23 protein-coding genes are annotated in these 23981 nt (G+C 69.1%); 13 read left to right on the top strand and 10 right to left on the bottom strand.

Annotation, left to right across the window (positions count from 1 at the left end):
* Positions 1–55: 55 nt before the first annotated feature.
* The 6 genes from tolR to AC4GY7_RS12930 all read left to right on the top strand — a co-directional run bounded on the left by tolR (position 56) and on the right by AC4GY7_RS12930 (position 5847).
* Entirely contained in the window at positions 56–496 is a 441-nt protein-coding gene (tolR, locus tag AC4GY7_RS12905; protein WP_491114769.1) for a protein TolR, read from the top strand.
* Positions 496–1476 (top strand): cell envelope biogenesis protein TolA, encoded by a 981-nt coding sequence (locus AC4GY7_RS12910; RefSeq protein ID WP_491114772.1) that lies wholly within the window; start codon positions 496–498, stop codon positions 1474–1476. Before tolR ends, AC4GY7_RS12910 begins: the two co-directional genes overlap by 1 nt.
* Positions 1477–1646: 170 nt before the next feature.
* Complete coding sequence (gene tolB, locus AC4GY7_RS12915; RefSeq protein WP_491114775.1) at positions 1647–3017, top strand: Tol-Pal system beta propeller repeat protein TolB; 1371 nt, start codon at positions 1647–1649, stop codon at positions 3015–3017.
* Positions 3018–3074: 57 nt separating this feature from the next.
* Positions 3075–3596, top strand: a complete 522-nt coding sequence (pal, locus tag AC4GY7_RS12920) for a peptidoglycan-associated lipoprotein Pal (protein ID WP_491114778.1) — start codon at positions 3075–3077, stop codon at positions 3594–3596.
* A 107-nt stretch (positions 3597–3703) separates the two neighbouring features.
* Positions 3704–5128, top strand: a complete 1425-nt coding sequence (locus AC4GY7_RS12925; protein ID WP_491114781.1) for a hypothetical protein — start codon at positions 3704–3706, stop codon at positions 5126–5128.
* The gene (locus AC4GY7_RS12930) at positions 5125–5847 is read left to right on the top strand and encodes a DUF2334 domain-containing protein (protein ID WP_491114784.1); all 723 of its coding nucleotides are present in this window, start codon (positions 5125–5127) and stop codon (positions 5845–5847) included. The genes AC4GY7_RS12925 and AC4GY7_RS12930 overlap by 4 nt, the downstream gene beginning before the upstream one ends.
* Here AC4GY7_RS12930 and AC4GY7_RS12935 read toward each other — a convergent pair.
* From AC4GY7_RS12935 to AC4GY7_RS12945, 3 genes are read right to left on the bottom strand one after another with little or no spacing between them, the layout of a single operon-like run.
* Positions 5823–7013, bottom strand: a complete 1191-nt coding sequence (locus AC4GY7_RS12935; RefSeq protein WP_491114786.1) for a glycosyltransferase — start codon at positions 7011–7013, stop codon at positions 5823–5825. The genes AC4GY7_RS12930 and AC4GY7_RS12935 overlap by 25 nt on opposite strands.
* A gap of 8 nt (positions 7014–7021) precedes the next feature.
* On the bottom strand, positions 7022–7552 hold the full coding sequence (locus AC4GY7_RS12940) for a DUF2141 domain-containing protein (protein WP_491114789.1): 531 nt from the start codon (positions 7550–7552) through the stop codon (positions 7022–7024).
* On the bottom strand, positions 7549–8412 hold the full coding sequence (locus AC4GY7_RS12945) for a hypothetical protein (protein ID WP_443584474.1): 864 nt from the start codon (positions 8410–8412) through the stop codon (positions 7549–7551). Before AC4GY7_RS12945 ends, AC4GY7_RS12940 begins: the two co-directional genes overlap by 4 nt.
* 191 nt (positions 8413–8603) lie before the next feature.
* Between AC4GY7_RS12945 and AC4GY7_RS12950 the strand changes: the two genes are divergently transcribed.
* Positions 8604–9659 (top strand): glycosyltransferase, encoded by a 1056-nt coding sequence (locus tag AC4GY7_RS12950; RefSeq protein ID WP_491114793.1) that lies wholly within the window; start codon positions 8604–8606, stop codon positions 9657–9659.
* Here the strand turns inward: AC4GY7_RS12950 and AC4GY7_RS12955 are convergent.
* The 5 genes from AC4GY7_RS12955 to pyrE are packed head-to-tail and all read right to left on the bottom strand — an operon-like array spanning position 9639 to position 13453.
* Complete coding sequence (locus AC4GY7_RS12955; protein ID WP_491114796.1) at positions 9639–10718, bottom strand: AI-2E family transporter; 1080 nt, start codon at positions 10716–10718, stop codon at positions 9639–9641. The genes AC4GY7_RS12950 and AC4GY7_RS12955 overlap by 21 nt on opposite strands.
* A 1-nt stretch (position 10719) precedes the next feature.
* The gene (gene lepB / locus AC4GY7_RS12960) at positions 10720–11691 is read right to left on the bottom strand and encodes a signal peptidase I (RefSeq protein ID WP_491114799.1); all 972 of its coding nucleotides are present in this window, start codon (positions 11689–11691) and stop codon (positions 10720–10722) included.
* Positions 11688–12098 carry a holo-ACP synthase gene (acpS, locus tag AC4GY7_RS12965; protein WP_443584470.1) on the bottom strand — a complete coding sequence of 137 codons (411 nt, stop codon included), beginning with the start codon at positions 12096–12098 and terminating at the stop codon, positions 11688–11690. Before acpS ends, lepB begins: the two co-directional genes overlap by 4 nt.
* A gap of 24 nt (positions 12099–12122) precedes the next feature.
* On the bottom strand, positions 12123–12875 hold the full coding sequence (locus AC4GY7_RS12970) for a pyridoxine 5'-phosphate synthase (RefSeq protein WP_491114803.1): 753 nt from the start codon (positions 12873–12875) through the stop codon (positions 12123–12125).
* Positions 12872–13453, bottom strand: coding sequence for an orotate phosphoribosyltransferase (gene pyrE, locus AC4GY7_RS12975; protein ID WP_491114806.1), 582 nt, complete (start codon positions 13451–13453; stop codon positions 12872–12874). Before pyrE ends, AC4GY7_RS12970 begins: the two co-directional genes overlap by 4 nt.
* Positions 13454–13663: 210 nt before the next feature.
* On the opposite strand from pyrE, the gene coxB reads away from it, so the two are divergent.
* From coxB to AC4GY7_RS13005, 6 genes are all read left to right on the top strand, one after another.
* Entirely contained in the window at positions 13664–14836 is a 1173-nt protein-coding gene (coxB, locus tag AC4GY7_RS12980; RefSeq protein ID WP_491115356.1) for a cytochrome c oxidase subunit II, read from the top strand.
* A 1-nt stretch (position 14837) separates the two neighbouring features.
* The gene (gene ctaD / locus AC4GY7_RS12985; protein ID WP_443584467.1) at positions 14838–16499 is read left to right on the top strand and encodes a cytochrome c oxidase subunit I; all 1662 of its coding nucleotides are present in this window, start codon (positions 14838–14840) and stop codon (positions 16497–16499) included.
* Between the two features lie 311 nt (positions 16500–16810).
* Positions 16811–18508 (top strand): DUF1800 domain-containing protein, encoded by a 1698-nt coding sequence (locus AC4GY7_RS12990; protein WP_491114810.1) that lies wholly within the window; start codon positions 16811–16813, stop codon positions 18506–18508.
* Positions 18509–18513: 5 nt separating this feature from the next.
* Positions 18514–19899, top strand: a complete 1386-nt coding sequence (locus AC4GY7_RS12995) for a DUF1501 domain-containing protein (protein WP_491114813.1) — start codon at positions 18514–18516, stop codon at positions 19897–19899.
* 239 nt (positions 19900–20138) lie between these two features.
* The gene (locus tag AC4GY7_RS13000; RefSeq protein ID WP_443584145.1) at positions 20139–21470 is read left to right on the top strand and encodes a NupC/NupG family nucleoside CNT transporter; all 1332 of its coding nucleotides are present in this window, start codon (positions 20139–20141) and stop codon (positions 21468–21470) included.
* Between the two features lie 7 nt (positions 21471–21477).
* Entirely contained in the window at positions 21478–22788 is a 1311-nt protein-coding gene (locus AC4GY7_RS13005) for an amino acid permease (RefSeq protein ID WP_491114817.1), read from the top strand.
* Between the two features lie 124 nt (positions 22789–22912).
* On the opposite strand, the gene AC4GY7_RS13010 is transcribed toward AC4GY7_RS13005, so the two are convergent.
* Together AC4GY7_RS13010 and AC4GY7_RS13015 are read right to left on the bottom strand one after the other, a co-directional pair.
* On the bottom strand, positions 22913–23059 hold the full coding sequence (locus AC4GY7_RS13010; protein WP_443584147.1) for a hypothetical protein: 147 nt from the start codon (positions 23057–23059) through the stop codon (positions 22913–22915).
* 11 nt (positions 23060–23070) lie between these two features.
* Complete coding sequence (locus AC4GY7_RS13015; protein WP_491114821.1) at positions 23071–23949, bottom strand: 3-hydroxybutyryl-CoA dehydrogenase; 879 nt, start codon at positions 23947–23949, stop codon at positions 23071–23073.
* Between the last annotated feature and the right edge of the window lie 32 nt (positions 23950–23981).

Genomic DNA, 23981 nt, shown 5'->3' on the forward strand with positions numbered 1-23981 from the left:
CCTCCACCACGTCACTGCGTGACGCGGTCCCCCTCCCCGTGCCGGGGAGGATCTAATGGCCATGAACCTCCCCTCGCAGCGCGGCCGTGGCCGGCGCGCGCCGGTCGCCGACATCAACGTCACGCCGCTGGTCGACGTGATGCTGGTGCTGCTCATCATCTTCATGGTCACCGCGCCGCTGCTCACCGCGGGCGTGCCGGTCAACCTGCCCGACAGCCGGGCAAAGGCGCTCGACCAGGATCAAAAGCCGGTGCAGCTGTCGCTCGACGCGCAAGGCAAGCTGTTCCTCGATGACGAGGAAATCGCCGAAACCGCGCTGCCGCAGCGCCTCGAACGGATCGCCGCGGTGCAGGCCGGCGGTGAGCCGCCGCAGGTGTTCCTGCGCGCCGACCGTGCGCTCGATTACGGCCGGGTGATGCGGGTCATGGGCGAACTCAACCGCGCCGGCCTCAATCGCGTGTCGCTGGTGACGGTGGAAGGCGGAGACGCCCGCTGATGGATCGCGCGGAGAAGATCGGCCTTGGCGTCGCGGTCGCGGGACACGTCGTGCTCTTCGGCCTGCTGTCGGTCGGCTTCCTCGCCACGCCCAACCCCGAAAAGCTCCAGCAGACCCCGATGGAGGTCAGCCTGGTGAAGGACGTCGGGCTGGAGGCGACCGCGCCGCAATCCGTCACCCCGCCCGCCCAGTCGGTCGCGCCCGAGCAGGGCGAGCCGGAGGATGCCGCGCCGCCGGCGGAACCGGTCGCCGAACCCGAGCCGGAACCCGAACCCGCGCCGCCCGCGCCCCAGCCCAAGCCGGCGCCGCCCAAACCGGCGCCGCCCAAGCCCCAGCCCGCGCCGGCCCCCAAGCCGAAGCCCGCCCCGGCCAAGCCGCAGCCCAAGCCGAAGCCCGCGGCGGAAGCTCCGACGAAACCCGCGGCCAAGCCGGCGCCCGCCCGCGAAACGGCGAAGGCCGCCCCTGCCAAACCGGCGAAGACCGCGGCCAAGCCCTCCGCTCTGGCCAAGCCCGCCGCCGCCAAGGGCACCGGCAACAGCGAAACCGCCAAGGCCGCCAAGCCGCGCGGATCGCGGCTCGGCGCCAATTTCCTGGAGGGGCTGACCAGCGAACCGTCGACCAGCACCTCCACCGCCCCCCGCGCCGCCAAGATCGATGCGCGCGCGATGGCCGGCATCGTCCAGGCGATCGCACGGCAGATCCAGCCTTGCGCCGACCGGCAGGTGAACCCCGGCCCCGGCGCCAACGAGATCGTGACGACGCTCAACCTGAAGCTCAACGAGGACGGCACGCTCGCGGCCACGCCGCGCATGGTCCGTCAGGCCGGGGTGACCGACGAGAACGAACGCTACAAGCAGCGCGTGATCGACCTCGGCGTCGCCGCCTTCAAGGGCTGCTCGCCGCTGAAGCTGCCGGCGGAATATTATTCCACCCCCTCGGGGGGCTGGAACAACATCAACTTCCAGTGGAAGATCCGGTGAGTCCTGCCGCACACACGGCGTCACCCCGGATGTGTTCCGGGGGCCACCGGGCGGCAAGCGGCGACACAGGCGGCGAGAGGCCAGCCGCCGCGGACACGTGGACCCCGGAAGGAGTCCGGGGTGACGAGGGATTGGTGCCAGTGAAGGTAAAGAGGTTTCAGACGATGCCCATGATCCGATCCCTGCTCGTAGCGCTGGGCGTCGCCCTCGCCGCCCCCGCCATGGCGCAGGACGCACCCGCACCGCCGGATCAGGCCGCGCCCGCGGGACAGCAGGGTCCGGCGCCTCTCGAGGTCTCCGTCACCGGCGGCGTCTCGGCACCGATGCCGATCGCCATTCCCGCGATGCCGACCGCGCAGGTCGTCGATACGCCCGCCGGCTCCACCGACGCGCTCGGCCGGCAGATGGCGGACATCATCGCCAACGACCTCAGGAACTCCGGCCTGTTCACGCCCTTGGGCGCCAACCAGTTGCGCCCCGTCGGCTTCCAGGAGGTCAACGCCCCCGCGTTCGACTATTGGGGCGGCACCGGCGCGCAGGCGCTCGTCCAGGGCTTCGTCCGCGCCAACGGCGACGGCAACCTGACGATCGGCTGCTATCTGTACGACGTCTTTTCCAAGATCGAGCTGAAGCGTACCGGCTTCGTCGTCTCGCCCGCCGACTGGCGGCGCGCCGGCCATAAATGCGCCGACATGGTCTATTCGCGACTGACCGGCGAAGGTCCCTATTTCGACAGCCGCGTCGTCTACGTCAGCGAAACGGGGCCGAAGGGCAAGCGCATCAAGCGCCTCGCCATCATGGACCAGGACGGCGCCAACCACCGCTTCCTCACCAACGGCCAGTCGATCGTGCTGACGCCGCGCTTCGCGCCGAACCAGCAGTCTATCGTCTACATGAGCTACGAGAACGACCGGCCGTCGATCTACGTCTACGATCTCGGCTCGGGCCGCCCGCGCCGGGTGGTGCAGAACGCCAGCCTCACCTTCGCGCCGCGCTTCTCGCCCGACGGCCGCTGGATCCTCTTCTCGATGGCGCAGAACGGCAACACCGACATCTACCGCGTCTCGGCGCAGGGTGGTACGCCGCAGCGGCTCACCAATTCGCCCGGCATCGATACCGGCGGCAGCTATTCGCCCGACGGCAGCCGCATCGTCTTCGAGAGCGACCGGTCGGGCGGCCAGCAGATCTACGTGATGAACGCCGACGGATCGAACCAGCAGCGGATCAGCTTCGGCGGCGGCCGCTATGCGACGCCGGTGTGGAGCCCCCGCGGCGACCTCATCGCCTTCACCAAATTGGGCGGCGCCTTCCGCATCGGCACCATGTCGCCCAGCGGCAGCGGCGAGAAGATCCTGACCCGCGGCCAGGACGAGGGGCCGAGCTGGTCGCCCAACGGCCGCGTCATCACCTTTTACCGCTCAGGCTCGGGCAGCGGCGGCAAGGCGGACCTGTGGATGGTCGACCTGACCGGCCAGGTCGAGCGCCGCATCCCGACGCCGCTCGACGGGTCGGATCCGGCCTGGGGACCCTTACGGCCGTAAAGCGTTACGAACAGGGAGTTTCGGGGGCGAAACGTTCCAGTCACGGGAGACATGACGATGGCAAGATTGACCCACACGCTGCTCGCCGCAGCCGCACTCGCTTCGCTGGCGGCCTGCGCCAGCAAGCCCAAGCAGCTGCCGCCGCCTCCGGTCGACAACACCGCCGGCCTCAATACGCCCCCGCCCGCGACCGGTCCGGTCGGCGACACCGTCGTGCCCGGTTCGGATGCCGACTTCCGCCGCTCGGTGACTTCTAACACCGTGCTGTTCGGCCTCGACCAGAGCGACGTGGACGCCGATGCGCGCGCCATCCTCGACAGCCAGGCCGCCTGGCTGCAACGCTTTCCCCAGGTGCGCGCGACGATCGAAGGCCATGCCGACGAGCGCGGCACGCGCGAATACAACCTGGGCCTGGGCGACCGCCGCGCCAATGCCGCCAAGAACTACCTCGTCGCCAAGGGCATCGATCCGTCGCGCCTGACGACGATCAGCTACGGCAAGGAACGCCCGGTCGCGCTGGGATCGGACGAGGCGAGCTGGGCGCAAAACCGCCGCGCGGTGACCGTCGTCCTCAACTGAGCCACGCCGACCGCATCCGTCATGCCCGTAGCGGCGGGCATGACGGGTGCTATGACCGCGATGTACTGGCCGTTGGCACGCGGCCCTGGCGCGGCTAGGCCGCCTTGATGCCCATCCTCGCCAATCCGCGGCTGCGCCTGCCGGTCCTGATCCTCGTCGCGATCGCCGCGCGGGCGCTGACCTTCGGCAATCCGGTGGTGCATGTCGACGAGGAATTCTACTTCGTCACCGCCTTGCGGATGTGGCAGGGCGCGGTGCCGTTCGTCGATATCTGGGATCGCAAGCCGGTCGGGCTGTTCCTCCTGTACGCGGTTCCGGCCCGGCTCGGCTTTCCCGCCGGCATCCTGGCCTATCAGCTGCTCGCCACCGCCAGCGCGATCGCCACCGCATGGGCAGTCGCCCGGCTCGCCGATCGGCTGGGCTACGCCGCCGGGGCGACCGCGGCGGGCATCGCCTATCTGCTCTGGCTGGTGCTGCTCGGCGGGCAGGACGGGCAGGCGCCGGTCTTCTACAATCTGTTGATGATCGTCGCGGCGCTGCTGATCGTGCCGCCGCACATCACGCGGGCGCGCGGCTTCGGGGCGATGGCGCTGGTCGGCATCGCGTTGCAGATCAAATATTCGGTCGTGTTCGAAGGCATCTTCTTCGGCCTGTGGCTGATGCTCGCCGACTGGCGGGCGACGCGCCGGCCGATGGTGACGCTGGCCTATGGCGCCGCGCTGGCGGCCGTCGCGCTCGCCCCCACCGGTATCGCTGCCGCCTGGTATGCCGCGATCGGGCGATGGGATGCCTTTGCTTATGCCAATTTCATCTCGATCTTCCATCGCAACCCCGATCCGATCGGCGAGCTGGCGCAGAACCTCGGCCAGCTGATCCTCATCGTGTCGCCGGTGGTGTCACTCGCCGTCCTCGCCCTGCGGCGAGAGACGCCGTCCGCCGGCGCCGCCGAACGGCGCCTCGTCGCGCTGTGGCTGGCGGTGGCGATCGGCAGCGTGCTCGTCTTCCGCCCCTGGTTCGATCATTATGCGCTGCCGATCCTGCTGCCCGCCTGCGCCGCCGCCGCCGGCCTGCTCGGTCGTGCGACATGGCAGCGGCGCTGGACCCCGGCGCTGCTGCTGACCGCGGCGCTCGCCGGACAGATCACGCTGCTCGTCCAGCGCATGGAGCGCGGCGACGCGCGACAGCTCGCCGCGATCGCCCGGGCGGTCGGCCACGGCCCGAGCTGCCTCTACGTCTATTCGGGCAATCCGATGATCTATGCCGCAACGGGGCGCTGCGCCCTCTCGCCCTACCTTCTGTCCTCACACCTCTCCCGCATGCGCGAAGCGGGGGCGACCGGCGTCGACCAGGATGGCGAGATCCGCCGCATCCTCGTGGCACGCCCCGCGGTGATCGTCATGCGGCCACTGTTCAAGGGCGAACGACCCGCAGGCCGCGCCCTGGTCGTCGCCGCCGTCGCACGCGACTATCGGCTGACCGCCACGCTGCCGATGGGCAACGAGCTGTTGCGCGTCTATCATCGCACGCGATGAAACGCCTGTTCGCCTCGATCCACGACGTCTCGCCCCGTTTCGAGGGGGAGGTCGACCGCCTGCTCGACCATCTCGCCCCGCATGTCGGCCGGCGGCTCGCAATGCTGGTGGTGCCCGATCACTGGTCCAGCGCGCCGATCACCCCCGCCTTCGCCACCCGCCTGCGCGGCTGGGCAGACGAGGGGATCGAGATGTTCGTCCATGGCTGGACGCACCGCGACGACAGTGCGCATGCCGGCGGCTCCGCCGCGTTCAAGGCGAAGCATATGACGGCGGGCGAGGGCGAATTCCTGGGCCTCAGCCATGCCGCGGCGCTGCTGCGCATGCGCCGCGGCAAGGCGCTGGTGGAGGATATCACCGGCCGCGCCGCCACCGGCTTCATCGCCCCCGCCTGGCTCTATTCGCAAGGCGCGCGGGCCGCGCTGAAGGATGCAGGCTTCGCGCTGGCGGAGGATCACGCCCGCGTCTGGCAGCCCGGCGGAGCCACGGTCGCGCGCGGGCCGGTCATCACCTGGGCCAGCCGCAGCCGCCCGCGCCAGCTGAGTTCGCTCGCCGCGGCCGGCGTGCTGCGCCATGCCTTGCAGCCGACGCGCAACGTCCGCATCGCGGTGCATCCGGGCGACACCGGCGTGCCGGCGCTGCTCGCCAGCATCACCGCGACCTTTGCCGCGTTCCGCCGGCACCAGCCGGCGGCCTACGCGGACCTTCTCGCCGGCTGACCCGCCTTGGCCGCGATCACCGCGGCATAATGCGCGACCAGATCGGCGGCATGTTCCTCGTCGGTGCGCACCCGGGACGAGGCGACCAGCGCCGCGCGCCGCAGCATCGGCCGGTCCCGCGCCAGCAGCCGCAGGATCGCATCCGCGCACGAGCGCGCGTCGCGCTGCTCGTACACCTCGGCATAGCGCGGGTCGGCGATCTCGGCCGTGCCGCCGCCGTTGGGCACGATCAGCGGCGTGCCGCTTGCCAGCGCTTCCGCCGGCACCAGCCCGAACGTCTCGGTGCCGCAGCCGTGGATATAGGCGTCAGCGCTCGCCATGATCGTCGCCAGCCGGCGGCGGTCGTACACCGGCTTGAACAGGCGGATATGCGGATTGTCGCCGATATGCCGCTCCAGCGTCTTGGTATCCATGCCCTGGCCCAGGATTACGAGGCCGACGGGCGCCTGGGCGCCGACGCATTGCACCGCGTCGATCACCGTCGGCCACCGCTTTTCGGGATGATGGCGGCCGACACCCAGCAGCAGATGCGCGTGCGGCGGCAGGCCGCATTGCTGGAGCAGCGCGCTACGCAGCGATTCGTCGCGCAGACCGGGCGAGAAATGCGCCCGCTCGATGCCGAGCGGCATGGTTGCATCGACGTGCACGCCGCGCTGGGCGAGCTGGCGGGTCAAGGACGGGCCGTTGGTCACCACCGTGTCGAACTGGTCGAGGCAATGGCCGAGGTAGCGGTCGTACCAGGAAAATGCCCGCTCGATCCGCTTACCGGAGGCGAGCTGCTTGAACCAGCGCTTGGGATAGGCCTCCAGATTGTCGTTGTGCATGAAATAGGACCGGATCGCCCGGCCGCGCCATTGCGCGACGATCCAGGCGCTCTTCCACGGCGAGCAATTCTCGACCACGTCGGGGTCGAGCGCATCGAGCCGGCGGTGGAGCGGCTCGGCATCCCAGAACAGGCCGTAATTGGCATCGAACGGCATGCCCGCCGCCTTGATGTAATGCACCGCGCCGCCGCCCGGCCGCTCCTCGATCCGGTCCTCGCGGCCGGGGGCGAGCACGATCAGCTCGTGACCCATGCCGGCCAGCACCTCGATCTTGCGATCGATATAGGTGCGCACCCCGCCGCCGGTCGGCGAATAGATCTCGTTGACGTCGACGATCCGCATGGCGCGCCTCAATTATCTTTCAGGGGGGCGAAACCGCTCATGATCCCGCGCAGATACTGCATGCGGACGACGCGCTCAGCCGTGCCCTCGCCGACGTCGACGACCGCCTGCGGCAGCTTGGGCCGCGACATGCCGAGCTTGCCCGAACCGGGGAAGCCGGCGCCGTCCTTGAAGAAATTGAACTTGTTCTTGCCGTCGCGATCATGGGTGACGAGCAGAGCGTAGCGGCCGGGGCGCGGCACGCGGATGCACACCGCGACCGGGCCGCTCGCCGGGATGCCGGTCCAGACGCGGCGGAACGTCTTGCCCTGCGCCACCAGCACGTTGTCGTCCTTCAGGAAATCCTCGTCGTTGGCGGGATACAGCTCCAGCTTGATGCGGCCCTGCCGGTCCTTCATGCCAACGACCTGGGCGAGGATCGCCGGGCCGCCGCCGGGCCGGCACGCCGCCTCGTCGCTGCCCAGCACCTGTGCGGCGGCCGGCGCCGCCGTCATCGCCGCCGCCGCTACCGCCGCCAGAGTGAACGCAACACGCTTCATGCCGGCTTCCTCGTCGCCAGATGGTGCAGGCCGAAGCCCAGGATCAGCAGCGCATGCACCAGCAGCACCGCGGCCGCGGTAAAGGCGATGAGCTCCGACAGGGCCTGGTCTTCGCCGATCATCAGGATCGCGAAGTTGGCGAAAAGCAGGTCTTTGTTGGGCAGCAGGGGCAGGCGCGAGAACAGCATCCGCCCGGCGGACAGGAACAACCACGTGCCGAGCGCCACGCTCGGCATCGCCAGCGCCCAGGCGAGCGCCAGGAAGAACGCACCCAGAATCAGCCGCGCGCAATGCACGCCGAACACGAACCACAATTGCCCGCGCGGCAGCGAGAACACCTTGCGCGAAAAGATCAGGAACGGCAGCGACGTGCCGAAGATCACCGCCAGCGACCCGTAGACGTAGCGCATCATCTCCGGCGGGATCAGGTTGCGCCCGACCGGCAGCGCGATCGCGATCATCGCCAGCGTCACCGCATTGCCGGCGATCGCCGACAGGATCGACACGTCCTTCACCGCCCCGAACGGCGCCGCGACCAGCTGCGCGCGGGCCCGCGCCCAGGCATAGAAATAGGCCTCGCCCGAATAGCCCATCACCACGTCGTTCGCGATCCGCTTCTTGATGAGCGCGACGAGCCCGGCGAGCGGGATCCCCCACAGCCGGCGGAAGATCACATAGTCGGCGACCGGCGGCACGAAATAGAGCAATGCGAAGGCGAGGTAGAACAGCGGGTTGCGCGGCGTCGCCCGTTCCAGGCCGGCAAGACCGGCGTTCAGCAGCTCATGCGCCAGGCCAGCCAGCATGGCGAGCGTGACCAGCCCGCCGATGATCGCAGGCCAACGGCTCCGGATGGTTTTCAAGGGCTGTAGCCCCGCGATGTCCGGGGACGGCGGCACGATCTCGGCGTGGGGACGGCCTGCGCTATGGTCGATCTGCACCCGTTGGTCCGAACGATGATGGTGCCCGCCGCTTAACCTCAATCGACCTTTCGTGCACATGAATTTCGTTTCACTGTCGCGTCACGCACACCTATGGCAGACGTTTCAAGACGATGCCGGCCGACCATATCCTCACCTTTGCCCAGGACCTGGCAGGCGGCGGCGTCGAGCGGGCGCAGTTGCGCCTCGCCCGCGGTTGGCTGGCGGCGGGGCGGCGCGTGACGCTGGCGATCGGCGATTCGCGCGGCGCGCTTGCCGGCGAGATCCCGCCCGGCCTCGCCATCGAGCCGATGGGCGGGCGCAGCTATGCGCGGCAGCTTGTCCGGCTGCCCGCCATCGTCCGGCGCCTGCGGCCCGATGCGGTGTTCTGCGCCGGCAACCATTACACGCTGGTCGCCGCCTGGCTGCGCGCGCGGCTCGGCGCGGAGTGTCCGCCGATCGTCGCCAAGATGTCCAATGCCACGCAGCGCGGCGACCATGGCCTGTTGCTCGGCACCGGGCAGCGGCTGTGGCTGGCGCAGCACGGCCGTTTCCTCGATCATCTCGTGGCGATGACGCCCGCCACCGCGGCGCAGGCGGCGCGCGCGACGCGCATGGAATTGCGCACCAGCGTCATCCCCAATCCGCCCGCCCTTCACGGCGATACCGCCGCCGTCGCGCCGCCGCTCCCCGCCGGGCGGATCGTCCTGGGTGTCGGCCGCCTTGCGCCGCAGAAGCGCTGGGACCGGCTGGTCGCAGCCGTCCCGGCGCTGCCCGCCGACGTGCAGGTGGTGATCCTCGGCGAGGGCGAGCTCCGCGGCGCCTTGGAACGGCAGGTCGGCGACGCCGGCCTCGCCGGCCGCGTCCACCTGCCCGGCCATGTCGCCGATCCGTTGCCGGCGATGGCCCGCGCCGGCGTCCTCGCGCTGCCCTCCGATTACGAAGGCGTGCCCGGGGTGCTGCGCGAATCGCTGTCGGTCGGCACGCCCGTCGTCGCCACCGCCTGCAGCCCGTCGGTGCAGGAAATCGTCGCGACGCCGGCGCATGGCAGCATCGTCGCGATGGACGATCCCGCCGCGCTGGCCGCCGCGCTCACCCACTGGCTGGACGCCCCGCGCCCGGTGCCGGTGCCGCAGCCCGGCAGCGATTCCGCCGCGCGCTACCTGGCGCTATTCGACGCCCTGACCTGAATCCTGCTCGCCCTCGCGCTCGGCGCTGCGCTCCAGGGCGGTCTTCACCATCGCCGTCATCGGATCGGCGAGCGCCAGCCCCAGGATGCCGAACAGCGCGCTCGCCATGATCTGCGCGCCCAGCGTCAGCGCCGGCGGCAGGTCCACCGTCTTCTTGGCGACGATCGGCAGCAGCACATAGCCGTCGAAGCCCTGCACGATCACATAGGTGCCGATCGCCCAGAAGCCGACATGGGTGCCCGCCGAAAAACCGACCGCGATCATCAGCGCGCCGCTGATGAAGGCGCCGATATTGGGGATGAAGGCGAGCAATCCGGTCAGGATGCCCAGAATCATCGCCATCGGCACGCCGCCGATCGACAGCGCGATGCCGGTCAGGATGCCCTCCGCCACCATGCCGAGCAGGCGGCCGGCGAGCAGGCGGCGCAGCGTCTTGCCCATCCGCTCGACGACGACGGAGAACTCCGCACGGTTGCGCCGCGGCACCATCCATTCGAGGCCGCGCAGGTAGGTGCGCGGGTCCATCGCCACGAACAGGCCGATGACGACGATCATGAACATCGTCGTCAGCGCGCCGAACGCGGTGCCGACCCAGGAGGTGATCCGCCCGACCGAGGACAGCGCCTGCCGCGCGATGCCGCTGACGTCGGAGGCGCCGGGCATCAGGCCCTGCGTGCTCAGCCAGCTCGTCACCCGGTTCGCCTGCGATTCCAGCGTCGAGCGCAGCTGCGATACCTGCGCCGACACCTGCACGCCGGTGAGGTAGAAGGTGCCGGCAAGGAAGGCGATCGTCAGCAGGACAACGATCAGCAACCGCCAGCCGCGCCCGATCGGCAGCACCTTGCCGAGCAGCCGCACGCCGCCGTCGAGCAGGGCCGCGAACACCAGCCCGGCAAAGATGATGAGCAGCGGCTGCACCAGGATCACCGCCAGCGCGATGGCACCGGCGAGGCCCAGCCACACCGTCGCCCGCTTCAGCTCCTGCCGCACGAACGGATCGCGCAACTCGTTCGGGCTCGGGTCCTGCACGATCGCGGGGCCGGTGGCTGCGTCGCTCATGCTATTTGTCCGATGCGGGGTGGAGCGACAGGCCGGCACGGCCCGAGCGCAGCGATCCCCACCAGGTCAGCGGGTTGAGCGTCGCATCGCCATCCAGGCTGAAGGTGAGGAATTCGGCGCGGCCGCCCAGGTTCTCATAGGGCACCGGGCCGCCCAGCCCCAGCTGCGACAGCGCGAAGCGGCTGTCGGCGGACCGGTCGCGGTTGTCGCCCATCAGGAAGACGTGGTTGGCGGGGATCTTCACCGGGCCGTAATTGTCGCCGGGGCTGTCCGGTTCCAGATCGACCGTGTCGTAATGGCGGCCATTGGGCAGCGTCTCGGTCACGATCGGCAGGTGGCAGACGTAGCCGCCGCCCTTGGAGCCCTGGGGCGCGGGCCGCTTGGCACCGTAATACTCGCTCTCGCTGCACGGGCTGTTGGTATCGACCGGCAGGTCGACGTAATGCAGCGGGCCGCGCTGGATCGGCTTGCCGTTCAGGATCACGGTGCCGCCGCGCACCGCCAGCGTGTCGCCGGGCAGGCCGATGACGCGCTTGATGTAATCGTTGCGGGTGCCCGGCGGGGTGACGATCACCACGTCGCCGCGCGTCGGCAGGCTGCCGAACAGGCGGCCGTGCACGAACGGCAGGCCGACGCTCCAGCTCTCCTCGGGCTCGTGCAGCACCAGGCTCTTGAAGATCGCGACCGGGTTGGGGATCGTCGGCGAGACGAACGACCAGCCGTAGGCGAATTTCGACACGACCAGCCGGTCGCCGATCCTGAGACCCGGCAGCATCGATTCCGACGGGATATAGAAGGGCTTGGCAATGAAGCTGTGGAAACCGAGCACGATCAGCACGAGCCAGAAGATGCCCTTGATCTCGCCCCACCAGTCGGTCGACTTCTTTGGGGGCGCCGCGGCCGGTTCGGGCGCCGGCACCCCCGCCGCCGCCGCTTCGCTGGGCTTGCTGCCGTCCAACACCGCTTCCTTCATGGCTGGGGATCCGGAATCGCCTCGATGATCACGAAGGCCTGTGCCCAGGGATGATCGTCGGTCAGGGTCAAATGTATCCGTGCGACGTGGCCGTCAGGGATCATCGCGTCAAGGCGTTCCTTCGCGCCGCCGGTCAGCGCCAGCGTGGGCGCGCCCGAGGGGGCGTTGACGACCCCGATATCCTTCATGAACACGCCCGCCTTGAAGCCGGTGCCGACCGCCTTCGAAAACGCCTCCTTCGCCGCGAAGCGCTTGGCGAGCGTGCCGGCCCGCGTGAACGGCCGCCGCGCGGCGCGCGCCAGCTCGGCGTCGGTGAACACGCGGGTTTCGAAGCGCGCGCCGAACCGCTCCAGCGACGCCTGGATCCGCTCGATGTTGCACAGGTCCGACCCCAGGCCGACGATCATGCGCCGATCCTCCCCGGCACGGGATCACCCACGCGCCGCATCCATCTCCTCGCGCATCCGCCGCACGCTCTCGTCCAGCCCGACGAACAGCGCCTCGCCGACCAGGAAATGGCCGATGTTCAATTCGCGCACCTGCGGGATCGCCGCGATCGGCCCGACATTGTCGAAGGTCAGGCCATGGCCGGCGTGCACCTCGATGCCGTTCTTCACCGCCAGCGCGGCGGCATCGGCCAGGCGGCGCAGCTCCTCGGCGCGCGCCTCGCCATCCAGTTCGGCATAGCGGCCGGTGTGCAGCTCGACCACCGGCGCGCCCAGTCGCATCGCCGCCTCGATCTGGCGCGGGTCGGGCTCGATGAACAGCGAGACGCGGATCCGCGCCGCACCCAGCTCCGCGACCAGCGGCGCCAGCCGGTTGTGCTGTCCGGCGGCGTCGATACCGCCCTCGGTCGTCCGCTCCTCGCGCTTTTCGGGCACGATGCAGGCGGCATGCGGGCGGTGGCGCAGCGCGATGCCCAGCATCTCGTCCGTCGCCGCCATCTCGAGGTTGAGCGGCACGGTCAGCGCGGCCGACAGCCGGGCGATATCGTCGTCGGTGATGTGCCGCCGGTCCTCGCGCAGGTGCGCGGTGATGCCGTCCGCCCCCGCCTCGGCCGCCAGCAGCGCGGCGCGCACCGGATCGGGATAGCCGCTGCCGCGCGCATTGCGGACGGTCGCGACATGGTCGATGTTGACCCCCAGCCGAAGGCGATCGTCGGCGGCGCGAAGGCGATCGGTCAAGCCGCCCGGCTCCCCGGCTTGATCGCGGGGATCGCGGCCAGTTCGGGCGGCAGCGCATCGGCCGCATAGGTCGGCACGTCCAGCCGGATCAGCGGAAAGAACGGCACGCGCAGATCGGCCGTCCCGCCCGACCGGTCGACCAAAGCGGCGCCCGCGATCACGCGCCCGCCCGCCGCCTCGATCGCCAGGATCGCCTCGCGCGACGACAGCCCGGTGGTGACGACGTCCTCCATCATCAGCACCTCCTGCCCCGGCTCCAGGCGGAACCCGCGGCGCAATTCGAAGGTGCCGGTCGGCCGCTCGACGAACATCGCCTCGACGCCCAGCGCGCGCGCCATCTCGTGCCCGGCGATCACGCCGCCCATCGCCGGGGAGACGACCGCGCCGATCCGCGCCTTCAGCTCCGCCGGGATCCGCTCCACCAGCGCCTCGGCCAGCCGCGCGCCCCGGCGCGGGTCCATCAATACGCGGGCGCATTGCAGGTAGCGCGAGCTCCTGAGGCCGGACGACAGGATGAAATGCCCTTCCAGCAGGGCATCGGCGGCGCGGAATTCGGCCAGCACGTCGTCGTCGGTCATCATGCGTCTCACGAAAACTGCGTCGGATATGGCCGCTCCATAAGAACTCGCCACGCCTGCGCCAAGCGCCCGCGCGTCATAAACATGGGTGTGGCGCTTGAGGCGCGCCGTGCCCGCGCGTATAGGCCATGGCAAAAGGGGTGCAATTTCCGCGCCCGGAACGGCCCGCACGCCGGGCGGGCGAGGGAATAGGACGGGGTGACGACACGCATGCGCACAGGGTTCAAGGGGATCGCACTCGCCGCGGGGCTGGCGCTTGCAGGCATGGGGGTCGCCGCACAGGCATCGCCGAAACCGCAGGCCGCCGCCGCTCCGGCCGGCGTGTCGAACGTCGCGCCGACCACGGCGGCCGCGACGCCGCCGGCCGCTCCCGCCTCGCCACTGCTCGCGCAGGATGGCGCACCGGTGACCGCGATCGAGCCCGGCGTCGGCCATCCGGTCGACGGCCGCATCGGCCTGCAACCGCAGGTCACGCGCAACGGGCAGTTCGCGCACTGGTTCCACGATTCGATCCTGTTCCCGCTCATCACGATCATCAGCGTCTTCGTCCTGCTGCTGCTGCTCTGGGTCGTCGTCCGCTATCGCAAGGCGGCGAATCCCATCCCGTCGAAGACGAGCCACAACACCGCGATCGAGATCATCTGGACGCTGGCACCGGTCATCATCCTGGTGCTGATCGCCGTGCCCTCGATCGGGCTGCTGCAGGCGCAGTTCAAACCCGCCCCGGCGGGCGCGGTGACGCTGAAGGCGATCGGCAACCAATGGTATTGGAGCTATCAATACCCGGATAACGGCGGGTTCGAGATCACCGCCAACATGCTGAAGGAAAAGGATCAGGTCGCCAAGGGCGAGCGGTTCCGCACCGATGCCGACGGCCCGCGCCTGCTCGCGGTCGACAACCGCATCGTGCTGCCGGTCGGCGTGCCGATCCGCCTCATCACCACCTCGCAGGACGTGATCCACAGCTGGGCGGTGCCCGCCTTCTGGATCAAGCTGGACGCGGTGCCCGGCCGTCTCAACGAAACGAGCTTCACCATCGAAAAGCCCGGCCTCTACTTCGGCCAGTGCTCCGAATTGTGCGGCGCGCGCCACGCCTTCATGCCGATCGCGGTACAGGCGGTGCCGCCTGCGGAATTCGCCGCCTGGGTCCGCGCCAAGGGCGGCACCATGCCGGGCAGCAAGGCGCCCTCGGACAAGGTGATCCCGCAGCCCGGCGCCGAAGGCTCCGCGGTGAAGCGCGAGGAGGCGCGGGAAGCGGACGCGATCACCGGCCCCGACAACGGCACGGAACCGGTGCTGCGCCCCACCACCGAGGTCAATGCCTCTCCGACAACGACGCAGGGTGCGACCGGCAACCCGGCCACCGGCAACGCGGGACAGTAAGATGACGGATACCGCTCTCCACCCCCACGCTTTCGTCGCGCACGACGATCACGCGCATCACGATGCCGATCACAAGCCCGGCTTCTTCGCCCGCTGGTTCATGTCGACGAACCACAAGGACATCGGCACCCTCTACCTGATCTTCGCGATCGTCGCGGGGATCATCGGCGGCGCCATCTCGGGCCTGATGCGCGCCGAACTGGCGCATCCCGGCATCCAATATCTCGTCGGCTGGGCGAACTTCCTGCCCGGCGGCGACGGCGGCCTCGACCATGCGCTCCACCTGTGGAACGTGCTCATCACCGCGCACGGCCTCATCATGGTGTTCTTCATGGTCATGCCCGCCATGATCGGCGGCTTCGGCAACTGGTTCGTGCCGATCATGATCGGCGCGCCCGACATGGCGTTCCCGCGGATGAACAACGTCAGCTTCTGGCTGCTCATCCCGGCGTTCTCGCTGCTGCTCGCCTCGCCCTTCTTCGGCGGCGCCGGCACCGGCTGGACGGTCTATGCCCCGCTCTCGACCTATGGCGAGCCCGGACCGTCGGTGGACATGGCGATCCTGTCGCTCCACCTCGCCGGCGCCTCGTCGATCCTCGGTGCGATCAACTTCATCACCACCATCTTCAACATGCGCGCACCGGGCATGACGCTGCACAAGATGCCGCTGTTCGTCTGGTCGGTGCTGGTCACCGCCTTCCTGCTGCTGCTCGCCCTGCCGGTGCTCGCCGCGGCGATCACCATGCTGCTGACCGACCGCAACTTCGGCACCACCTTCTTCGATCCCGCCGGTGGCGGCGATCCGATCCTCTACCAGCATCTGTTCTGGTTCTTCGGCCACCCCGAAGTGTACATCATGATCCTGCCGGGCTTCGGCATCGTCAGCCAGATCATCGCGACGTTCAGCCGCAAGCCCGTCTTCGGTTATCTCGGCATGGCCTATGCCATGGTCGCGATCGGCGTCGTCGGCTTCGTCGTGTGGGCGCACCACATGTTCGTGACCGGCCTTTCCGTGAACGTAAAGATGTACTTCACCGCCGCCACCATGGTCATCGCGGTGCCGACCGGCATCAAGATCTTCTCGTGGATCGCGACGATGTGGGGCGGTTCGCTGTCGTTCAAGACGCCGATGGTCTGGGCGATCGGCTTCATCTTCATGTTCACCGTCGGCGGCGTCACCGGCGTCGTGCTCGCCAACGGCGGCATCGACGATTACATGCAGGACACCTATTACGTCGTGGCGCACTTCCACTACGTGTTGTCCCTGGGCGCCGTGTTCGGCCTGTTCGCCGGCTTCTACTACTGGTTCCCGAAGATGTTCGGGAAGATGTATAACGAGTTCCTCGGCCAGCTGCACTTTTGGGTGTTCTTCGTCGGCGTGAACGTGCTGTTCTTCCCGATGCACTTCCTCGGCCTGCAGGGCATGCCGCGCCGCTATCCGGATTACCCGGATGCCTATGCGACGTGGAATGCGATCGCGACGCACGGCTATGAGATCATGGCCGCCGGCATGGTGATCTTCTTCGTCAACGTGATCTATTCGCTGATCGCGGGGCCGAAGGCCCCGGACAATCCCTGGGGCGAAGGCGCGACGACGCTGGAGTGGACGCTCTCCTCGCCGCCGCCCTACCACCAGTTCGAAACCCTGCCGAAGATCGATTGAGGCGAGGGCGAGGTGCGTAGCCTAAGGCTACGCCCCGATGCGGCAAAGCCGCACGCCCTCGGCTCGGCCGACGCGGCAAAGCCGCGATCGACGTCACGGGATTTACTCCCGTGACCCGGCCCCACCCCAAGAAACGCCCCGGCTCACCCCGGGGCGTTTTTCGTTACGGCTGCGGCCAATCCGGCCCGATCCGCGCCGATCCGATCGGCGTTAAACCACTTCGTTAACATCTTGCCTGCTATGATGCCGCTACATGTCCGGAACGCTCGCGGGAGGGTGTTCGAGCGCGCCGGTCGGGGGACTGCAACACGATGCTGGATCAGGATTCGGCGGGCGCCGATACGCTCGCCATCGTTTCAGACGACGCCGGCGGAGCAGATCCGCTGAAGCTCGGCGGCACGCTCGCGCCGGCGCTGCTGCTCGCCGCCTGCGGCAGCGGCGGCACGGGCAGTCCGGCGCCGACCGCATCGACACCCGTCGTCGTCGCCCCCGCCGCGATCACCCCGACGCAGGCCAGCCGCTTCCTCGCGCAAAGCACCATGGGCGCGACCCGCACGATGATCGATACGGTCGTCAGCCGCCGCTACGAAGGCTGGATCGACGACCAGTTCGCACTGCCACGCGCGACCTCGCACTGGGACTGGCTCGTCGCCAACGGCTACAACGTCGCCGCCAACATCAATGGCGAGGCAGGCTTCGACACGACGCTGTGGCGACAGATGATCGCCGAGCCCGACCAGCTGCGCCAGCGCATCGGCATGGCGCTGCTCGACATGCTCGTCGTCGGCATCGGCGGGGTGAATCTCAACTGGAAGCAGTTCGCCACCGCGGCCTATGTCGACGTGCTGCTCGACAACGCCTTCGGCAATTACCGCACGCTGCTGGATGCGATCACCACCAACGCGGCGATGGGATCGTTCCTCACCTTCCTCGGCAACCGCAAGGCCAATGCCGCGACCGGCGCGCAGCCCGACGAGAATTATGCGCGCGAGCTGATGCAGCTGTTCACGCTCGGCCTCTACCAGTTGAACGCCGACGGCAGCGTCAGGACCAATGCCGGCGTGCCGCTCGAAACCTATACGCCGGCCGACGTCTCCGGCCTCGCCCGCGTCTTCACCGGATTGAGCCTCGCCACCACTGTCAGCAGCACGCCCGATCGCTATCGCCAGCCGCTGGTGATGAACGCCGCGATCAACGAAACCGGCACCGCCAGCTTTCTCGGCACCTCGACCAGCGGCGGCGGCATGGCGGCGATCAAGACCGCGCTGGACACGATCTTCGCGCATGCCAACCTGCCGCCCTTCGTCTCGAAGCAGCTGATCCAGCGCCTCGTCACCAGCAACCCCTCGCCCGCCTATGTCGGCCGCGTCGCCGCCGTCTTCGCCAACAACGGCGCGGGCGTCCGCGGCGACATGAAGGCGGTCATCAAGGCGATCCTGCTCGACACCGAGGCGCGCAGCGACGACGCCCTCGCCAGCACCACCGCCGGCAAGCTGCGCGAACCCGTCATGCGGCTCACCGCCTGGGCGCGGTTGGCGAAGATCGCCTCCGCCTCCAACGCCTGGGGCTTCGGCGACACCTCCAGCCAGTCCAACCGGCTCGGCCAGTCGATGGGGCGCAGCGCCACCGTCTTCAACTTCTTCCGCCCCGCCTACACGCCGCCCGCCACCGCGATCAGCAACGCCGGCCTGGTCGCGCCGGAATTTCAGATCACCAACGAACAAAGCGTCGTCGCCTACGTCAACTACATGCAGGCCCTGGTCGCCAACGGCACCGGCGACATGAAGCCGGACTATTCCGATCTCACGGCCAAGGCGTCCGACAGCGCCGCGCTGGTCGACGAGGTCAATCTCGTCCTCGCCGCCGGCCAGCTCGGCGCCGCCACCGTCACCGCGATCCGCGCGGCGGTGGACAGCGTCGCGATGACGGCGACCAACGCCGCCACCAACCGCGTCGGCATCGCGCTGCTGCTGACGCTCGCCTCCCCCGACTTCCTGACCCTGCGGTGAGCCCCATGGATTTCGCCCGAGACACCTCCCGCCGTGCCTTCCTCAAGCGCTCCGCCGCCCTCGGCGTCGCCGGGGTCGCCACACCCTTCGTCACCAGCCTCGCCGCGATCGGCGAGGCGGCGGCCGCGACCGCCACGGATTACAAGGCGCTGGTCTGCATCTTCCTCTATGGCGGCAACGATTACGCCAACACGCTGCCCGCCTACGATCAGGCCAGCTATGCCGCCTATCTCGCCGCGCGTTCCAACATCGCGCTCAATCGCGAATCGCTGGCGGCGACGCTGCTCAATCCGGCGACCGCGCTGCCCGGCGGGCGGCAATATGCGCTGGCGTCGACGATGGCTGCGCTGCTGCCGCTGTTCGATCAGGGCAAGCTCGCCGTCGCGCTCAACGTCGGCACCCTCGTCCAGCCGACGACCAAGGCGCAATATCAGGCGAACAGCGTCCGCCTGCCGCCCAAGTTGTTCAGCCACAACGATCAGCAAAGCTATTTCCAGGCCTCCAATCCCGAAGGCGCCACCTCGGGCTGGGGCGGGCGGATCGGCGACCTGTTCCAGTCGGGCAACGGCGCCTCGACGCTGACCTGCATCAACGCCAGCGGCAATGCGGTGTACCTCACCGGCAAGGCGGCGGTGCAATATGCGATCGGCACCGGCGGCCCGATCGCGCTCATCAACAACGCCAGCTCCCTCTACGGCTCGACCACCGCGGCGGCGACGCTGCGCAGCCTGATGACCGGCAGCAACGCCAACCTCTTCGCCGGCGAGCACGCCCGCGTCAGCAAGCGCGCGCTCGACACCTATACCCAGGTCAGCGGCGCGCTCGCCGGCGCCCCCGCGGCGAACTTCCCGCTCTTCCCGACCGGCAACAGCCTTGCCGACCAGCTCAAAATGGTCGCGCGGCTGATCTCGGTGTCGTCGGAACTGGGCGCCAAGCGGCAGGTGTTCTTCGTCTCGATCGGCGGGTTCGACCTGCACGACAATCTCGTCGCGCAGCATCCCGCATTGATCGGCAAGGTCGCCGACGCGATGCGCGCCTTCTACGACACCACCGTCGCTTTGGGCGTCGCGGACAAGGTGACGAGCTTCACCGCATCGGACTTCGGCCGCACGCTGCAATCAAACGACGACGGATCGGACCACGGCTGGGGGAGCCACCATCTCGTCATGGGCGGTGCGGTGCGCGGCCGCCGCTTCTACGGCACGCCGCCCGCGGTCGGCAACGGCACGCCCGACGACGTCGGCCAGGGCCGCCTGTTGCCGACCATCGCGGTCGATCAATATGCCGCGACGCTGGCCAGCTGGTTCGGCGTCGGCAACGGCGACCTCACCACGGTGCTCCCCAACATGGGCAATTACAACGCATCCGGCTGGAACCTCGGCTTCGTCTGAGGTCCTGCACAGCAACTAGGAACCACCGTTTGCCCTGAGCCTGTCGAAGGGCGGCTATCCAGGGGGCGTCACGCTTGAGGCATGGCACCCTTAGACAGGCTCAGGGCGAGCGGAGGAGGGTGCCGCTCTTCACTCGGCGCCCGTCCCGGCAAACTCCAGACTGGCCACGCAAAAAACCACGTGTATGCTGGCGCGCGCGCTGCCGGGGGGCCGCGTGCTCCTTTCCCGCAGGTTCTTCGATGCATCGTATCCTGATCGGCGTTGCCGGCATCCTCGTCATTCTCGGCCTCGCCTTCGCGCTGTCCACCGATCGCCGCGCGATCCGGCTGCGCGTCGTCGGCGCGGCCTTCGCGCTGCAGGCGCTGATCGCGACGATGGTGCTCTATTGGGGGCCGGGCCGGGCCGCGCTGGCCGGCGCCTCGGCTGGCGTGTCGGCGCTGCTCGGCTATTCGCAGCGCGGCACCGAATTCCTGTTCGGCAAGCTCGCTAGCCCGGAGATCGGCGGCCAGAGCTTCGCGATCGCCGCCCTCCCCGTCATCATCTTCTTCGCCAGCCTCGTCTCGATCCTCTATTATCTCGGCGTCATGCAATTAGTGGTGCGCTGGGTCGGCGGCGCGATCGAGCGGGTGATCGGCACCTCCAAGGTCGAATCGCTCTGCGCGGCGGCGAACATCTTCGTCGGCCAGTCCGAATCGCCGCTCGTCATCCGCCCCTATCTCGCGGGGCTCACCCCGCCGCAGCTGTTCACCGTGATGACCAGCGGCATGGCAGGCGTCGCCGGTACCATCCTCGCCGCTTATGCCTCGATGGGCATCCGCATCGAATATCTGCTCGCCGCGAGCTTCATGGCGGCCCCCGGCGGCATCCTGATGGCCAAGATCATCATGCCCGACCGCAGCGTGGCGCCCGAAGGCGAACTGCCGCTGGGCGACCTGCCCGACGAGAACCGCCAGATCCACCTCGCCGAAAGCCGGATCAGCGGCGCCGGCCCCGCCGCGCTGCTCCCCGAAGGCACGCCGGGAGAGCCGCTGCCCGAAGCGACGCATGACGAGGAAAAGCCCGCCAACCTCATCATGGCCGCCGCGCAAGGCGCGCAGACCGGCGTGCGCCTCGCCGTCGCGGTCGGCGCGATGGTGCTCGCCTTCGTCGCGCTGGTCGCGCTCGCCAACGGCCTGCTCGCCGGCTTGGGCGGCCTCGTCGGCCTGCCCGGCCTCAGCTTCCAGGCGCTGCTCGGCTACGTCTTCCAGCCGGTCATGTTCCTGCTCAACGTGCCGTGGGACGAGGCGGGGATCGCCGGCGGCCTGTTCGGCGAAAAGATCGTGCTCAACGAATTCGTCGCCTATATCGATCTCGGCAAGCAGACCGGCCTGTCGCACCAGACGGTGGCGGTGGTCACCTTCGCGCTGTGCGGCTTCGCCAATTTCTCGTCGATCGCGATCCAGATGGCGGTCACCGGCAGCCTCGCGCCCAACCAGCGGCCGATGATCGCCAAGCTCGGCCTGCGCGCGCTCGCCGCGGGCAGCCTCGCCAATCTGATGTCGGCGGCGCTCGCCGGGCTGCTGATCGGCTGATCCCGCCATGACCGGCCTCAAGCGGACGCTCGGGCCGGGCCAGCTGGCGATGATCGCCATAGGCGGCGCGGTCGGCACCGGGCTGTTCCTCGGCAGCGGCTTCGCGATCGGCCTCGCCGGGCCGGCGGTGCTGGTCAGCTATGCCATCGCCGGCCTCATCACGCTGGCGCTGATGGGCTGCCTCGCCGAGATGACGGTGGCCGACCCCGCCACGGGATCGTTCGGGCTGTTCGCCGAACGCTACCTCGGCCGGTTCGCCGGCTTCCTCGTCCGCTACGCCTATGTCGCCTGCATCATCCTGGCGATCGGGACGGAGGTGACCGCGGTCGCCGTCTACATGCGTTACTGGGCGCCGGACGTGGCGGGGCTGTGGTGGATCGCCGGCTTCGGCCTTGCCCTGCTGGCGGTGAACGGCGCCAGCGTCCGGCTGTTCGGCGCAGTCGAATACGTCTTTTCGGCGGTGAAGATCGCCGCGATCGTCGCGTTCATCGCGATCGGCCTGTGGGTGATCGCGCGCAGCGGCATCGGCCTCACCCACTACACCGCGCACGGCGGCTTCGCGCCCCACGGCATCGGCGGCATCTGGACCGCGGTGATCGTCGCGATCTTCAGCTATCTCAGCATCGAGATGATCGCCGTCGCCGCCGGCGAGGCCCGCGATCCCGAACGCGCGATCGTCCGCGCCTTCCGCTCGACGATGCTGCGGCTCGCGCTCTTCTACCTGGGCAGCCTGGCGGTGATGCTGGCGCTGGTGCCCTGGACCGCGGCGGGCACCGCGACCAGCCCGTTCGTCACCGTGATGCAGGCGACCGGCGTGCCCTATGCCGCCGGGATCATCAACGCGGTGGTGCTGATCGCGGCACTGTCGGCGATGAACAGCCAGCTCTACACCGCCTCGCGCATGCTGTTCAGCCTCGCGGAAAGCGGCCTCGCACCGGCGGCGCTGGCGCGGGTCAGCGCACGCGGCGTCCCCCTCTCGGCGTTGATCGTGTCGGCAGCGGGGATCGCGGTCGCGGCGGGCGTCTATGCATGGCGGCCGGAGGCGGCGTTCGGGGTGATGATCGCCATCTCGATCTTCGGCGCGCTGTTCACCTGGGGGATGATCTTCGCCACCCATCTCGCCTTCCGCCGCCGCCACGGGCCGCCGCCGGGGTTCCGGCTGTGGGGCTATCCCTGGACCAGCCTCGCCGGGGCCGGCGCGATCCTCGCGATCCTGCTGACGACGCCGTTCACCACCGCGTTCGCGGCGACGCTGGCCTATGGCCTGCCGTTCCTGGCGGTGCTGGCGCTGGTGTATGCGGTGCGTTACCGCTCTTGATCGTCATCCCGGCGAACGCCGGGACCCATGGATGCACGCGGCTGATCGTAGCGCGCAACGACGGCCGGCATCGAGTCCATGGATCCCGGCCTTCGCCGGGATGACGGTTGAGAGCGGGACGGCCCTACTCCCCCGTCCGCGTCTTCACCTTGTTGGGCAGGTCCTTGCCCTTCGTCCGGCGCGAGGGCAGCTGCACCGGGTTCTTCTTTTTCCATTCCTTGAACGTCATCGGCCCCTCGGGCGTCTCGACGATCGTGTCGTCCAGGCTCATCGCGCGTCTCCTCAGCGGGTCGGCTCCGGCGTCGCGCCGCTGTAATCGTAGAAGCCGCGGCCGGTCTTGCGGCCGAACCATCCCGCCTCGACATATTTCACCAGCAGCGGCGCCGGGCGGAACTTGGGATCGCCCGTCCCTTCGAACAACACGCGCGTGATCTCCAGGCAGGTGTCGAGGCCGATGAAGTCGGCCAGCGTCAGCGGCCCCATCGGGTGGTTGAGCCCCAGCTGGCAGGCAAGATCGATATCCCGGATCGTCGCGACACCTTCGCCCAATGCAAAGATCGCCTCGTTGATCATCGGCATCAGCACGCGGTTGACGATGAAGCCCGGCGCATCGTTGGCGCGCACCACCGCCTTGCCCAGCCGCTCGGCATAGGCTTCGATCCCCGCGACGGTCGCATCGGACGTCGCGAGCCCGCGGATCACCTCGATCAGGCCCATCACCGGCACCGGATTGAAGAAGTGCACGCCGATGAAGCGCGCCGGATCGGGCGTCGCCTGCGCCAGCCGCGTGATCGGAATCGACGAGGTGTTGGAGGCGAGGATCGCGTCCGGCGCCAGCACCTTGCCGACATCGCCGAAGATCGCCCGCTTGATCGCCTCGCGCTCGGTCGCCGCCTCGATCACCAGGCCGCATTCCGCCATCGCCGCGACATCGCCGACCGGCTCGATCCGCCCGAGCGTCGCATCGCGCGTCGCGGCGTCGATCTTTTCCTTCTCGACCGCGCGCGCCAGCAGTTTGGCGATCCCCGCCTTGCCCGCCTCCGCGCGCTCCAGCGACACGTCGCTCAGCACGACGCGATAGCCCGCCGCCGCCGACACCTGTGCGATGCCCGCGCCCATCTGCCCCGCACCGATCACGCCCACTGCTTTGCTCACGTCCATCTCCTCGCTCGTTGGACGCGCCATAGCGGCTT

Source organism: Sphingomonas sp. SP5, from assembly GCF_058313455.1.

Excerpts from the sequence above, each read along its gene's own strand:
- tolR (WP_491114769.1), top strand. The coding sequence starts at position 56 with ATGGCCATGAACCTCCCCTCGCAGCGCGGCCGTGGCCGGCGCGCGCCG.
- AC4GY7_RS12910 (WP_491114772.1), top strand. The coding sequence starts at position 496 with ATGGATCGCGCGGAGAAGATCGGCCTTGGCGTCGCGGTCGCGGGACAC.
- tolB (WP_491114775.1), top strand. The coding sequence starts at position 1,647 with ATGATCCGATCCCTGCTCGTAGCGCTGGGCGTCGCCCTCGCCGCCCCC.
- pal (WP_491114778.1), top strand. The coding sequence starts at position 3,075 with ATGGCAAGATTGACCCACACGCTGCTCGCCGCAGCCGCACTCGCTTCG.
- AC4GY7_RS12925 (WP_491114781.1), top strand. The coding sequence starts at position 3,704 with ATGCCCATCCTCGCCAATCCGCGGCTGCGCCTGCCGGTCCTGATCCTC.
- AC4GY7_RS12930 (WP_491114784.1), top strand. The coding sequence starts at position 5,125 with ATGAAACGCCTGTTCGCCTCGATCCACGACGTCTCGCCCCGTTTCGAG.
- AC4GY7_RS12935 (WP_491114786.1), bottom strand. The coding sequence starts at position 7,013 with ATGCGGATCGTCGACGTCAACGAGATCTATTCGCCGACCGGCGGCGGG.
- AC4GY7_RS12940 (WP_491114789.1), bottom strand. The coding sequence starts at position 7,552 with ATGAAGCGTGTTGCGTTCACTCTGGCGGCGGTAGCGGCGGCGGCGATG.
- AC4GY7_RS12950 (WP_491114793.1), top strand. The coding sequence starts at position 8,604 with ATGCCGGCCGACCATATCCTCACCTTTGCCCAGGACCTGGCAGGCGGC.
- AC4GY7_RS12955 (WP_491114796.1), bottom strand. The coding sequence starts at position 10,718 with ATGAGCGACGCAGCCACCGGCCCCGCGATCGTGCAGGACCCGAGCCCG.
- lepB (WP_491114799.1), bottom strand. The coding sequence starts at position 11,691 with ATGAAGGAAGCGGTGTTGGACGGCAGCAAGCCCAGCGAAGCGGCGGCG.
- acpS (WP_443584470.1), bottom strand. The coding sequence starts at position 12,098 with ATGATCGTCGGCCTGGGGTCGGACCTGTGCAACATCGAGCGGATCCAG.
- pyrE (WP_491114806.1), bottom strand. The coding sequence starts at position 13,453 with ATGACCGACGACGACGTGCTGGCCGAATTCCGCGCCGCCGATGCCCTG.
- coxB (WP_491115356.1), top strand. The coding sequence starts at position 13,664 with ATGCGCACAGGGTTCAAGGGGATCGCACTCGCCGCGGGGCTGGCGCTT.
- ctaD (WP_443584467.1), top strand. The coding sequence starts at position 14,838 with ATGACGGATACCGCTCTCCACCCCCACGCTTTCGTCGCGCACGACGAT.
- AC4GY7_RS12990 (WP_491114810.1), top strand. The coding sequence starts at position 16,811 with ATGCTGGATCAGGATTCGGCGGGCGCCGATACGCTCGCCATCGTTTCA.
- AC4GY7_RS12995 (WP_491114813.1), top strand. The coding sequence starts at position 18,514 with ATGGATTTCGCCCGAGACACCTCCCGCCGTGCCTTCCTCAAGCGCTCC.
- AC4GY7_RS13000 (WP_443584145.1), top strand. The coding sequence starts at position 20,139 with ATGCATCGTATCCTGATCGGCGTTGCCGGCATCCTCGTCATTCTCGGC.
- AC4GY7_RS13005 (WP_491114817.1), top strand. The coding sequence starts at position 21,478 with ATGACCGGCCTCAAGCGGACGCTCGGGCCGGGCCAGCTGGCGATGATC.
- AC4GY7_RS13010 (WP_443584147.1), bottom strand. The coding sequence starts at position 23,059 with ATGAGCCTGGACGACACGATCGTCGAGACGCCCGAGGGGCCGATGACG.
- AC4GY7_RS13015 (WP_491114821.1), bottom strand. The coding sequence starts at position 23,949 with ATGGACGTGAGCAAAGCAGTGGGCGTGATCGGTGCGGGGCAGATGGGC.